This is a genomic window from Jiangella anatolica, from assembly GCF_003236295.1.
GTDB lineage: Bacteria > Actinomycetota > Actinomycetes > Jiangellales > Jiangellaceae > Jiangella > Jiangella anatolica.
In genome coordinates, this window is record NZ_POTW01000007.1 from 107,845 (window position 1) to 121,191 (window position 13,347).

Consider the following 13,347-nt stretch of genomic DNA (forward strand, 5'->3'; position numbering starts at 1 on the left):
ATGGCCGTCGCCCTGGCCGCACCGCACCGCGACGCCGTCGCCGCCGGTGAGCGCGCCGTCGCCGCGGGCGGCAACGCGCTCGACGCCGCCCTGGCCGCCGCGGTCGCGCTCACCGTCGTCTACCCGCACCAGTGCGCGCTCGGCGGCGACCTCGTCGCACTGGTGCGCTCGCCCGAAGGGGTGACGACGGCGGTCGTCGCGGCCGGCGTCGCGCCGCGGGAGATCGGGCGGGTGTCGGCCGGTTGGACCGCGATGCCGCGGCAGGGTGCGCACACGGTGACGGTGCCGGGCATCGTCGCCGGCTGGACCGAGCTGGTCCGCCTCGGCGCCCGGCTGCCGCTGGCCTCGTCGTTCCTGGCCGCGGCCGACATCGCGGCGGACGGCACGCCGGTGAGCGCAGGCCTGGAGCGGGCGCTGGACGTCCGCCGCGAGGCCGTGCTCGCCGATCCCGGCCTGCGGTCGGTGTTCGCGCCCGGCGGCGAGCCGCTGCGGGTCGGCGAGCCGCTGCGGCAGCCGGCCCTCGCCGCCACCCTGAGGCGCCTGACCGAGGATCCGCGGGACCTCTACGAGGGCGAGACGGCCGACGCCCTCGTGTCGGCGCTGCGGGCGCACGGCGGCACGCACACGGTCGCCGACTTCGCCGGCTACCGGCCGGAGACCGTCCCCGCCGTGACCCGTGACATCGCCGGCGTGACCTGGTCGGTCGCGCCGCCCCCGTCCGTGGGACCGGTCCTGCTGGGCGTCGCGCGGGCCGTGGCCGGCGGCGCACCGGATCCCACTCGGCTGCTCGACGCCTGCCTGGCCGGCGTCAGGGCCCGGGCCGCGCACCTCGGCGACCCCCGCTCGGCCCACGACGGCCTGGAGGCGCTGCTGCGGCTGGACGGCGAGCCCGTCGCGGTCGCGCCGGAGCCGCGCGCCGGCGGCGACACCGTGGCGGTGACGGCGAGCGACGACGCCGGCTGGAGCGTCACCATCGTGCAGAGCGTCTTCCAGAGCTTCGGCGCCGGCCTGCTCGACCTCGCGACCGGCATCGTGCTGCACAACCGCGGCGCGGCGTTCAGCCTGGACCCGTCGTCGCCGGCCCGGCTGGCGCCCGGCGCGCGGCCGCCGCACACCCTGTGCCCCGTCATCGTCGAGTCGGCGGGGACGACGGTGGTGGCGGGGTGCCAGGGCGGCCGGGCCCAGCCGTGGATCCTGGCCCAGCTGCTGCCCGCGCTCACCGACCCGCGGCGGCCGCTCGACGACGTGCTCGCCTGGCCGCGCTGGGTGATCGGCGACGTCGACCTCGGCCACGCCGAGCTCACCCTCGTCGCCGAGCCGGGCGTCGCCGACGAGGTCACGGCGGCCGCGGCCGCCGCCGGGTTGCCCGTCGCCCGGTTCCCCGGCCCGGCCGACACGGCCGGACACGTCCAGGTGTGCCGTCGGCACGGGAACACACTGGAGGCCGCGAGCGACCCCAGAGCCGACGGCGTGGGCGTCGTCGCATCGAGACACCAGGAGGAGAGATGACCACGGCACGCCTGTGGAGCGACCCGCTGGGCCCCGAGGAGATCGCCGGCGTCGTCGTCCTCGTGCGGCAGGACGACCGCATCGGCACGCGCCCGCGCTTCTGGGGCATCGCCGTCGAGGAGGGGATCGCCCGCGGCCTCGCGCCGGGCCAGGGTCGCCCGGTGCGGCTCGTCGTCATGAACCCCGACGAGCACGCGGCGTGGGAGGTCACCGGCTGGACGGCCGGGTCGGACCGGGCGGCGTCCGTCGTGGCCTGGCAGCCCGTCGACGCCAAGCGTCCCGGCGTCTCGTCGGAGGAGGCGCGGCTGGTCGCCCAGGCCGCCCGCGAGCACCCGCTGCTCAAGGAGGCGCTGGCCAAGCGCGGCATCGACGACACCTCCCTGGTCTGGGTCGACCCGGAGTCGATCACCGGCTTCGAGCCCGAGGACCTCGCCGACCGGCGGCTGTCGTGGGGGACCGTGTGGCACCGCGAGTCCGCCGACGACAACGGCTACGCCCGCCCGGTCGCGGGCCTGGTCCCGATCGTCGACCTGGAGACGCTCGACATCGTCCGCATCGAGGACCACGGCGTCATCCCGATGGCGAGCGAGACCGGCGTGTACCGCTCCGGCACCTGGGGCCCGGACCGCGAGGTCGCGCCGCTGGAGATCACCCAGCCGCAGGGTCCGGGCTTCGCTGTCGACGGCCACGAGGTGAGCTGGCAGAACTGGACGTTCCGCCTCGGCTTCACCCACCGCGAGGGCCTGGTGCTGCACGACCTCGTCTACCGCGACGGCGACACGGTGCGGCCGGTGCTGCGCCGCGCGGCGGTGAACGAGATGTACGTCCCGTACCTCGACTCCGACCCGACCGCCTACCGCAAGAACTTCTTCGACTGGGGCGAATACGGAGCCGGGCCGCTCACCGCGTCGCTGGAGCTGGGCTGCGACTGCCTGGGCGAGATCCGCTACTTCGACGCGCACGTGCTCGACGGCCACGGCGAGGTCAAGACGATCGCGAACGGCGTCTGCATGCACGAGGAGGACTACTCGATCCTCTGGAAGCACGTGAACACCCGCACCGGCGAGGCGGACGTGCGGCGGTCGCGCCGGCTGGTCATCTCGTTCTTCGCGACGGTCGCGAACTACGACTACGGCTTCTACTGGTCGCTGTACCAGGACGGCGCGATCGAGCTGGAGATCAAGCTGACCGGCATCTTGTCGGTGTCCGGCATCGACGACGGCGAGTCGCCGCGCTACGGCCGGATGGTCGGCCCCAACGTCCAGGCGCCGACGCACCAGCACTACTTCGCGATCCGGCTGGACACCGCGATCGACGGCCCGCTCAACCGGCTGGTCGAGGTGCACGCGGAGGTCGAGGAGGACGAGGAGCTCAACCCGTACGGCAACGCGTGCCGCATGGTGCCGACCGTCATCGCGTCCGAGCTGGAGGCGGGCCGCACGAACGACCCGTCCCGGGCGCTGCACTGGCGTGTCGAGAGCACCGAGCGCACCAACCGCTACGGCGAGCCGACCGCGTTCCGGCTCGGGCTGCCGAACACCACCCGGCTGTTCGCCCGGCCCGGCAGCGTCGTCGAGCGCAAGGCGCCGTTCATCGCCAAGCACCTGTGGGCGACGGCGTACGACCCGGCCGAGCGGTTCATCGCGGGGGAGTACCCGAACCAGGCGCCGTTGGGCGAGGAGGGCATCGCCGCGTGGCGGCAGGCCGACCGGCCGCTGGACGGCGCCGAACTGGTCCTGTGGCCGATCATCGCCTCGCACCACTACGTGCGCCCGGAGGACTGGCCGATCATGCCCGTGCAGCACATCGGGCTGCGGCTGGAGCCGGACGGGTTCTTCGACCGCAACCCGGCGCTCGACGTGCCGCCGTCCCAGCCGTCGGCGCACTGTCACTCCGAGGCCGGGCACGCACACCACGACCACCACTAGGAGGCCCGCATGGCCACTCGGGCCGACGCTCCCGAGCTGCCCGTCCGGGTGCGGGCGATGACGATCGAGGCCGAGGACGTGCTCTCGGTCGAGCTGGAGGCGCTCGGCGGCGCGCTGCCGGCGTGGGAGCCGGGCGCGCACATCGACCTCGTCGCACCGGGCGCGCCGGTGCGGCAGTACTCCCTGTGCGGCGACCCGGCGGCCAGCCGGTACCGCATCGCCGTGCTGCGCGAGGACACCAGCCGCGGCGGTTCGCGTCACGTGCACGAGGCGCTGCGGCCGGGCGACGTGCTGAGGGTGCGCGGCCCGCACAACCACTTCGCCCTGCAGCCCGCGCGGGATGTGCTGTTCATCGCCGGCGGCATCGGCATCACCCCGCTGCTGCCGATGGTGCGCCGGGCCGCGGCCGACGGGATCGGGTGGCGGCTGCTGTACCTGGGCGCGTCGCGGTCGCGGATGCCGTTCCTCGACGAGCTCGCGGCGCTGGACGGCGACGTCGCCGTCGTCGCGCGGGACTCGGGTCGGCGCGCGGACCTCGCGCGCGAGGTCGCCGACCGGCCGGACGCGCTCGTCTACGCCTGCGGGCCCGAACGCATGCTGGCGCAGCTGCGGTCGCTGGTCCCGGAGGAGCGGTTGCGCTGCGAGTACTTCACGGCCCCGGCCGTGGAGTACGAGCCCGGCGGCACGTTCGCCGTCCGCCTGGCCCGGACGGGCGTCGAGCTGGAGGTGCCGCCGGACCGCTCGGTCCTGGAGGTCCTGCGCGAGGCCGGCGTCGACGTGCTCACCGACTGCGAGGAGGGCATCTGCGGCAGCTGCGAGACCCGCGTGGTGGAGGGCGAGGTCGAGCACCGCGACTACGTGCTCACCACGCAGGAACGGGCCGCCAACGACTGCATGATGGTCTGCGTCTCCAGGGCGGCCTGTCCGCTCCTGGTCCTCGACGCGTGACTATTGGATACAATCAGGCTAGGATCGGATCCTAAGGTTGAGGCGAGGGAGCCGCGCGTCATGCTGAAGCAGGAAGACAACGAGAAGATCACCCGCTCCGGCCCCGGCACGCCGCTGGGCTCGTTGCTCAGGTCCTACTGGCAGCCCGCGGCGCTGGTGTCGGAGATGCCCAGCGAGCGCCCGGTCAAGGCGATCAAGCTGCTCGGCGAGGACCTCGTCCTGTTCAAGAAGAGCGACGGCTGGGGGCTGATCAGCCGGTTCTGCGCCCATCGCGGGGTCGACCTGTCCTACGGGCGGCTGGAGAACGACGGCGTGCGCTGCCTCTACCACGGGTGGCTCTACGACGGCGAGGGGCGCTGCGTCGAGCAGCCCGCCGAGCCCGAGCACAGCCAGTTCCTCGGCAAGATCCGCATCGCCAACTACCCGTGCGTGGAGAGGAACGGGATCATCTTCGCCTACCTCGGCGCCGGCGATCCGCCGCCGTTCCCGCACTACGACTGCTTCGTCGCGCCCGAGGAGTACACGTTCGCGTTCAAGGGCCTGTGGGAGTGCAACTGGCTGCAGGGCCTGGAGGGCGGCATCGACCCCAGCCACGTCTCGTTCCTGCACCGCTTCATCCAGGAGGACCCGCGCGAGGTCTACGGGCAGCAGTTCAGCGAGGAGGTCGAGGGCACCGGCAAGAAGCTCTCGATGCTCGTCGGCGAGAACTACCGTCCCGACATCGAGGTGGAGAGCGCCGACCATGGCCTGCGCGTCTTCGCGCTGCGGCAGCTGACCGAGGACATCAAGCACGTCAGGGTGACGAACCTGCTGTTCCCCAACGCGTTCGTGGTGCCGTTCGGCAACTCGAAGGTCTTCACCCAGTGGCACGTGCCGATCGACGACGAGACCCACTACTGGTACATGATCTGGTACGACTTCGCCGAGCGGACCGACAAGGACACCCTGCTCCAGCAGCGGCTGGAGGGCGTGAGCCTGCCGGACTACCGGCCGCTGCGCAACCGGAGCAACAACTGGGGCTTCGACGCGCGGGAGCAGAAGGAGCTCACCTACACCGGGATGGGCCTGGACATCAACGTCCACGACCAGTGGGCGGTCGAGAGCATGGGCCCGATCCAGGACCGCACGGTCGAGCGGCTGGGCGTCTCCGACCGCGCGGTGACGGCGAACCGGCGGCTGCTGCTGCGCGCCATCGACGCGTTCGCGGCGGGCGGCCAGACGCCGGCGCACCCGGTCGGCGAGGACGACGCGGCCGCGCTCACCGGGCCGCTGGCCGTCGACACCATCGCCGCCAACGACGTGTGGCAGACGCGGTGGATCGAGCGGGAGCAGGAGCGACGGAAGGCCTCCCCGTGGGCGGCCGGCACCGCACGCGCCGAGGCGCACGCCGATGCGTGAGCGCAACGCCGACGAGCGCCCGGTCGCGGCGGCCGGCGGCGGTGTCTCGGCGCGGCCGATGCTGGCCGAGGACCGCGGCGGCTTCGTCGACCGGCACGACCTGTGGTCCGAGGCGCAGTACGCGGCGGCCGGCCAGCTGCGGCGGGTCGTCGACGAGCTCGGCATCGAGATGGTGCGGTTCTCCTTCGTCGACCAGCACGGCCTGCTGCGCGGCAAGACGCTGACCCGGGCGGCCGTGCCCGCCGCGCTGCGCTCCGGGGTGACGGCGCCCAGCTCGCTGCTGCTCAAGGACACCTCGGGGCAGTCGGTGTTCCCGGTCTTCTCCGCCGACACCGGCGTGGGCGTCGGCGGCTTCAGCGGCGCCGGCGACATCGTGCTCGTCCCGGACCCGACGACGTTCCGCGTGCTGCCGTGGACGGACCGGACCGCGATGGTCCTGTGCGACGTGCGCTTCCCCGACGGCTCGCCGGTGCCGTTCTGCACCCGCTCGATCCTGCGCACCGAGCTGGCGACGCTGGCCGCGCGCGGCTACGCCATGACCGTCGGCGCCGAGCTGGAGTTCCACGTGCTCCGCGAGGCCGGCGTGGGCGTCGGCCCGGACCAGGTGGGCGGCCCGGGGCGGCCGGGCGCCGCGTCGCCCGTCCTGCCTACCACACGCGGCGCGCAACTGCTGCACGACGAGGGCCTGGATGCCATGCAGCCGCTGGTCGACGCGCTCTACCGCGGGCTGACGCTGCTGGACCTGCCGCTGCGCTCGATCGAGCTGGAGTTCGGGCCGAGCCAGTTCGAGCTCACCATGGAGGCCGGCGACGCCGCCGAGGTGGCCGACGCGATCGTGCTGTGCCGCACCGCCGTGCGCCGCATCGCGGCCGGGCTCGGCTACCACGCGACGTTCATGTCCCGGCCGCAGGGCGCCGAAGGGGCGTCGACCGGCTGGCACCTGCACCAGTCGCTGCGCGACCTCGCGACCGGCGCCGGCGTGTTCGTCCCCGACACGCCCGGCGCCACCCTCTCCGCCGTCGGGTCTGCCTACCTCGCCGGCCTGCTCGACCACGCGCTCGCGGCCGCGGCGTTCACGACGCCGACCGTCAACGGCTACAAGCGCTACCAGCCGTTCTCGCTCGCGCCGGACCGCGTCGCGTGGGGGATCGACAACAAGGGCGCCATGATCCGTGCCGTCGGCGGTCCCGGCGACCCGGCCACGCGGCTGGAGAACCGGTCCGGCGAGCCGGCCGCGAACCCGTACCTGTACATCGCGTCGCAGCTGGTCAGCGGCATGGACGGGGTGGACCGCGGGCTCGTCCCGCCGGCGCCGACGACCCAGCCCTACGCCGACGGGGCGCAGCGGCTGCCGTCGAACCTCGGCGCGGCCGTCGACGCCCTGACCGGCGACGCCGCCTTCCGGGCTGCGTTCGGCGACACCGTGGTGGAGTGGTACGCCACCATCAAACGGGCCGAGTTCGAGCGATACCTGCGCCACGTCTCCGACTGGGAGCAGCGCGAGTACTTCGGGATCTTCTGAGGAAGGATGCGCCGTGACCATCAGGACCGCCGTGCCCGCGCTGCCCGGCTACGAGCCGTTCCTCCGCGGCGACACCTGGGTCGACCTGGGTGACCGGGAGGAACGCGCCGTCGTCGACCCGGCGACCGAGGAGGTGCTCACGACCGTCGCGCAGGCGACCGACGCCGACGTCGACGCCGCGGTCGCGGCCGCCGTGGCGGCGCACGAGGACCGCCGCTGGCGCGGCCTCGCGCCGCTGGAGCGCGCCCGCATCCTGAACCGGGTCGCCGAGCTGATCGAGGACGACCTGGAGGAGCTGGCGATCCTCGAGACGCGCGACAACGGCAAGCCCATCGAGCGCTCCCGCGCCGACACCGCCAGCGCCGCGCGCACGTTCCGGCACTTCGCCGGCGCGCCGTCGCGCCTCGGCGGCACGGTCGTCCCGATCGACGGCGGCGGCCACCACGTGTACACGACGCTGGAGCCGGTCGGCCCGGTCGCCGTCGTCCTGCCGTGGAACTTCCCGATCATGACCGCGGCGTTCAAGCTCGCTCCCGCGCTCGCGGCCGGCTGCACCGTCGTCGCCAAGCCGGCCGAGGACACGCCGCTGACGCTGCTGCGCCTCGCCCGGATCCTGCTCGCGGCGGGCGTGCCGGACGGCGTCGTCAGCGTGCTCACCGGTGACGGCCGGGTCGGCGCCGCGCTCACCCGTCATCCCGGCATCGCCAAGGTGTCGTTCACCGGCTCGACGGAGGTGGGGCGCGCCGTCATGCACGCCGCCGCCGACGGCTTCAAGCGCGTCACGCTGGAGCTGGGCGGCAAGAGCCCCAACATCGTCTTCGCCGACGCCGACCTCGACGCCGCCGTCGTCACCGCGATGCGCGCGTCGTTCGGCCACTCCGGGCAGATGTGCACCGCGGGCAGCCGGCTTCTGGTGGAGCGCTCGATCGCCGCGGAGATGACCGAGCGGCTGACGGCCGCCGTCGCCAAGGTGCCGGTGGGCGACGGCCTCGCCGGCGGCGTCACGGTCGGCCCGCTCGTCTCAGAAGAGCAGCGCGACCGCGTCCTCGGCTACATCCGCAAGGGTGTCGACGAGGGCGCGACGCTGGCGGCCGGCGGCGGGACCCGCGGCCCGGGCTTCTACGTCGAGCCCACCCTGTTCACCGGCGTCACCAACGACATGACGATCGCGCGCGAGGAGATCTTCGGGCCGGTGGTGGGCGTCATCGCGTTCGACGACGAGGACGACGCGGTCCGCATCGCCAACGACACCGCGTACGGCCTGGCCGCCGGCGTCTGGACCCGCGACCTGTCCCGGGCGCACCGCATGGCCGCGGCGATCCGGGCCGGCACCGTCTGGGTGAACACCTACAACGTGTTCGACCCGGCGCTCTCCTTCGGCGGCGTCGGCGAGTCCGGGCTCGGGCGCGACCTCGGCGACGAGGGACTGCGCGGCTTCTGTGAGCCCAAGAGCGTCGTCATGGCGATCTGATCGAGAGGACGGACATGGTCGACACGGTCCAGAGCGTCACCGGCCCGCTGCTGCCCGACCAGCTGGGCGTCACGCTGCCGCACGAGCACGTCTTCATCAACATGACGCGGACGACGCCGCAGGACGGCTACCTCAACGTCTGGTCCGACACCGAGCCCGAGCTGCGCCGGTTCACCGCGGCCGGCGGCTCGACGCTGATCGACATGACCAACGGCGAGCTCAGCGACTACGCCGCGCCGGTCGGCTGGAGCGACGACCTGCGCGTCATGCAGCAGAACCCCGACACGGGGTCGCGCTCGATCGCGAACGTGCTCGCGACGAAGGCGATGGCCGAGGCGACCGGCGTGCAGGTGATCCTGGGCACCGGCCACTACTACGACACGTACCTCGACAAGCGCTGGTTCGACCGCAACTCGACGAACAAGATCGCCGAGTACCTCGTCGCGGACCTGCTCGACGAGATCCCGGGCACGGGCGTGCGGGCCGGCATCATCGGCGAGATCGCCTCGGACCTCTCGCACATCACCGCGGTCGAGGAGCGCTCCTTCCGGGCCGCCGCCCGGGCCGGCCGCGAGACCGGCGCCATGATCAGCACGCACGCGGCCTCGTTCCCGACCGGCCTGGCGCAGCTGGAGATCATGGTCGAGGAGGGTGTCGACCCGGCCCGCGTCGTGATCGGGCACTCCGACACCGTCAAGAGCGTCGACTACTCGCTGGAGCTGCTGCGCCGCGGCGCGTTCGTGCAGTTCGACTGCCTGATGACCTGCCGCATCGGCGGCGAGCTGATCATGCACCAGATCGACCGCCGGCTGTCCTACCTCAAGACCATGATCGACAAGGGCTACCAGGACCAGATCCTGCTGTCGCAGGACGTCTGCCAGCGCTCGCACCTGCGCGCGCTCGGCGGGCCCGGCTACACGTTCCTGTTCGAGGAGTTCCGGACCCTGGCCGGGCAGGCGGGCATCGAGCCGGAGCTGCTCGACCGGATCCACACCGTCAACCCGCGCCGCGCGATCTTCGGGGAGTAGCCGATGCCCATCCACACCGTGCTCGGCCCCATCGAGCCGGACCAGCTCGGCGCCACGTCGATGCACGAGCATCTGCTCAGCGACCTGCGCATCTGGGCCAAGCCGCCGGCCGAGCCGCCGCCGCCCGGGCCGATCGGGCCGGAGACCGCCGCCTACCTGCGCTGGAACGCGCTCTCGCTGCCGGAGAACCTGGTGCTCGACGACCCGGACGTCGCCGCCGCCGAGCTGGCCTACGTGCGCGACGCCGGTGGCTCCGCCGTCGTGGAGCTGACGCTGCCGGGCATGGGACGGCGCCTCGAGGAGCTGCCGTCGATCTCCCGGCGCTCCGGCGTCCACGTCGTCGTCGGCGGAGGCTTCTACGTCGAGCCGACGATGCCCGGCCACGTGCGGCACGCCGGCGTCGACGAGCTGACCGAGTTCCTGGTCGCGCAGCTGACCGACGGCATCGACGGCACCGGCATCCGGCCGGCGCTGCTCGGCGAGATCGGGACCAGCTGGCCGGTCACCGACGCCGAGTGGCGCGTCCTGCGCGCGGCCGGCCGGGCCGGGGCGCGCACCGGCGCCGCCGTCTACGCCCACCTCTCCTTCCGCGGGGCCGGCGGCACGGACGTCCTCGCCGCATTGCTGGACGAGGGCATGCCCGCCGACCGCGTCATCGTCGGCCACCTCGACGAGCGGTGGGACCGCGGCTACCACCGCGAGATCGCCCAGGCCGGCGCCGTACTCGGCTACGACACGTTCGGCTCGGACTTCTACTACGGCTCGCCCGCGCTGCGGAACCCGACCGACGCCGAGCGGCTGGAGATGGCCGAGTGGCTGCTGAGCGAGGGCTTCGGCGGCCAGCTGATCATCGGCGCCGACGTCTGGACGCAGGCCAACCTGCACCGCAACGGCGGCAACGGCTACGACCACCTGTTCCGCCGCATCGCACCGGCGATCGCCGGCCTGGCCGGCGGTGACCCGAAGATCGCCGAGACCATCCTCGTCCACACCCCCCGACGCCTCCTGGACCGCCCATGACCTCCACGCAGACCACCCCCGATCCCGCGCGCACCCACGTCGTCGGCGCCGCCGTCCTCGTCGTCGTCGACATCCAGGGCGGCTCGGGCCAGACGCCGCCCGGCGACGGCGGCATCCCCGTGATGGGCGGACGCGAGCAGCGCGCACCACGGGTGCGCAAGCTCATCGACCTCGCCCGCTCGGCCGGCGTCCCCGTCGTGTTCATCCAGGAGGTGCACAAGCCGTCGCTGGTCGACATCGGCCGCGAGCTCGACGGCGCCGAGGGCCCGCACTGCATCGAGGGCGAGGACGGCACCGAGCTGGCCTCCTGGCTGGACCCGCGGCCGGAGGAGTTCGTGATCCGCAAGCGCCGCTACTCCGCGTTCTTCGGCACCGAGCTGGAGATCGTGCTGAAGTCCTACCGCGCCGAGACGCTGCTACTGGTCGGCGGCCTCACCGACGTGTGCATCCACTACACGGCGGTCGACGCGCACCAGCACGACTACCGGGTGCGGGTGATCACCGACTGCGTCGGCGGCTCCAGCGAGCGGGCGCACGCCTACGCGCTGGAGGCGATCGAGTACCTGCAGCGCGACGCGCTGGTCGTCGCGGACGACGTCGCGGCGTGGCTGACCGAGCAGGCCGGGTCCTGAGGATGCGGGCGCTGCCGGAGGCGGCCGAGTACGTCGTCGTCGGCGGCGGGACGTCGGGCAACGTCGTCGCGGCCCGGCTGGCGGAGGCCGGCCTGGACGTGCTGCTGCTCGAGGCCGGCCCGGACTTCGGGCCCGAGGGGAGCGCGGCCTGGCCCGCGGACCTGCTCGACGCGACCCGGCTGGGCCGCTCGCACGACTGGGGCTACGACTCCGGCGACACCTACCCGTGGACCGTCGGCTTCGAGCGGGCCCGGGCGATCGGCGGCTGCTCTGACGTCAACGGCTGCACGCAGACATGGGGACATCGGCGCGACTACGACGCGTGGGCGGAGTCCGGGCTGACCGGCTGGTCCACCGACGACCTGCTGCCGCTGTTCCACGAGGGCACGCGGCGCATGCGCGTCCACACCTACGCCGCCGCCGACCTCACCCCGTGGCAGCGCGCCTGGTACGACGCGGCGCCCGCCGCCGGCATGCCCTGCCTGGACGACCTCAACGACGTCGACGAAGCCGCCGGGTTCGCGCCGGAGTCGGTGAACATCCAGGACGGCGTGCGCGTCAACACCGCGTTCGCCTACCTGGACCCGGTGCGCGCGCTGCCGAACCTGCGGATCGTGGGCGACGCGCTCGTCGACCGCGTCGTCGTGAGCGGCGGCCGGGCCAGCGGCGTCGTGGTCCGGCATGGTGGCGCGGCGACGACGGTGCGGGCCGGGACGGTGGTGCTGGCCGGCGGCGCGTACAACTCGCCGACGGTCCTGCTGCGCTCCGGCATCGGCCCGTACGCGCAGCTCGCGGCGCTGGACGTCCCGCTCGTCCAGCACCTGCCCGGCGTCGGCGAGAACCTGCACGACCAGCCGTTCCTGCTGATGAGCTGGTCGGGCTCGGAGGAGATGACCGCGGCGATGGAGCGGGCCCGGTCGGCCGGCTGGGCGCCGGACGAGCAGGCGATGGGCAAGGTCGCGTCCAGCTTCGACACCGAGGCGTTCGACCTGCACTTTCTGCCGTACAGCCCGACCCACCTGACCGGGCGCAAGCGGTGGAGCGTCGGCGTCTCGGCCCTGCAGCCGCGCTCGCGCGGGTTCGTGCGGCTGCGCAGCGCGGACCCGGAGGCCAAGCCCGTCATCGACCACCGGTTCCTGGCCGACCCCGAGGGCGCCGACGTCGCCGTGCTCGCCGAGGGTGCGGCGATCCTGCGCGAGCTGGCCGCCGGGCTGGCCCCGCTGGTGGGCGCCGAGCTCCACCCCGGACCGGAGACGTTCGCCCGTGACGCGCTCGTCGCCCACCTCTACCGCCACCCGGACAACTACTGGCACCCCGTCGGCACCTGCCGCATGGGCGTCGACGGCGACCCGTTGGCCGTCGTGGACGAGCGGGCCCGGGTCCACGGCGTCGACGGGTTGCGGGTCGCGGACTGCTCGATCATGCCGCGGATCCCGCGCGCGACGACGGCGATGCCCGCCGTCGTCATGGGGGAGAAGGTCGCCCGGCTGCTGCTCGAGGACCGGTGACGATGGCGCTGTCGATCCAGGACGCCGAGATCCTGCGGACGCGGGTGCGGCCGCTGGTCACCGCCGAGCTGATCGACCGGGCCCGGGCGCGGCCGTTCCCGCCGTACGACGCGGACATCGCCGAGGTGCTCGACTTCGTCCGCCGCACCCCCGACCCCGACCTGCCCCGGTACGCGATCGTGCGGCTCGGCGACGGGTTCGCCGTCGCCGTCCGCGCGGCGACGCCGGGCCGGCCGCCGGCGGTCGTCGGGGCGCGGCGCTACCCGGATCGCGGCGCCGCCGAGCACGCGGTGCTCGAGCACCGACTGCACGACCACGGAATCGACTGGTGAGCTTCCGCACCCGCTCCGGCCCCGGCCGGGCCCTTCTGCTGCTTCCGTGGG

Annotated in this window: 11 protein-coding genes; all 11 read left to right on the forward strand. The window is 73.7% G+C overall.

All coding sequences use genetic code 11. The features are described 5' to 3' along the window. The 11 genes from C1I92_RS04545 to C1I92_RS04595 are packed head-to-tail and all read left to right on the forward strand — an operon-like array spanning position 1 to position 13,296. The gene (locus tag C1I92_RS04545) at positions 1 to 1,509 is read left to right on the forward strand and encodes a gamma-glutamyltransferase (protein ID WP_111253480.1); all 1,509 of its coding nucleotides are present in this window, start codon (positions 1 to 3) and stop codon (positions 1,507 to 1,509) included. After that, positions 1,506 to 3,437, forward strand: coding sequence for a primary-amine oxidase (locus tag C1I92_RS04550; protein WP_111253481.1), 1,932 nt, complete (start codon positions 1,506 to 1,508; stop codon positions 3,435 to 3,437). Before C1I92_RS04545 ends, C1I92_RS04550 begins: the two co-directional genes overlap by 4 nt. Before the next feature lie 9 nt (positions 3,438 to 3,446). Then, positions 3,447 to 4,385, forward strand: coding sequence for a PDR/VanB family oxidoreductase (locus C1I92_RS04555; protein ID WP_111253482.1), 939 nt, complete (start codon positions 3,447 to 3,449; stop codon positions 4,383 to 4,385). Between the two features lie 60 nt (positions 4,386 to 4,445). Next, positions 4,446 to 5,783, forward strand: a complete 1,338-nt coding sequence (locus C1I92_RS04560; protein ID WP_111253483.1) for a Rieske 2Fe-2S domain-containing protein — start codon at positions 4,446 to 4,448, stop codon at positions 5,781 to 5,783. Positions 5,784 to 5,841: 58 nt separating this feature from the next. Next, positions 5,842 to 7,305, forward strand: coding sequence for a glutamine synthetase family protein (locus tag C1I92_RS04565; RefSeq protein WP_369124074.1), 1,464 nt, complete (start codon positions 5,842 to 5,844; stop codon positions 7,303 to 7,305). A 13-nt stretch (positions 7,306 to 7,318) separates the two neighbouring features. Beyond that, positions 7,319 to 8,776, forward strand: coding sequence for an aldehyde dehydrogenase family protein (locus C1I92_RS04570; RefSeq protein ID WP_199520952.1), 1,458 nt, complete (start codon positions 7,319 to 7,321; stop codon positions 8,774 to 8,776). A gap of 14 nt (positions 8,777 to 8,790) precedes the next feature. Further along, entirely contained in the window at positions 8,791 to 9,804 is a 1,014-nt protein-coding gene (locus C1I92_RS04575) for a phosphotriesterase family protein (RefSeq protein WP_111253485.1), read from the forward strand. A gap of 3 nt (positions 9,805 to 9,807) precedes the next feature. Continuing rightward, on the forward strand, positions 9,808 to 10,824 hold the full coding sequence (locus C1I92_RS04580) for a phosphotriesterase family protein (RefSeq protein ID WP_111253486.1): 1,017 nt from the start codon (positions 9,808 to 9,810) through the stop codon (positions 10,822 to 10,824). Continuing rightward, positions 10,821 to 11,456, forward strand: coding sequence for a cysteine hydrolase family protein (locus C1I92_RS04585; RefSeq protein ID WP_111253487.1), 636 nt, complete (start codon positions 10,821 to 10,823; stop codon positions 11,454 to 11,456). Before C1I92_RS04580 ends, C1I92_RS04585 begins: the two co-directional genes overlap by 4 nt. After that, positions 11,429 to 12,964, forward strand: a complete 1,536-nt coding sequence (locus C1I92_RS04590; protein ID WP_146605018.1) for a GMC family oxidoreductase — start codon at positions 11,429 to 11,431, stop codon at positions 12,962 to 12,964. Before C1I92_RS04585 ends, C1I92_RS04590 begins: the two co-directional genes overlap by 28 nt. Before the next feature lie 2 nt (positions 12,965 to 12,966). Beyond that, positions 12,967 to 13,296, forward strand: a complete 330-nt coding sequence (locus C1I92_RS04595) for a N,N-dimethylformamidase alpha subunit family protein (RefSeq protein ID WP_111253489.1) — start codon at positions 12,967 to 12,969, stop codon at positions 13,294 to 13,296. Positions 13,297 to 13,347 lie beyond the last annotated feature (51 nt).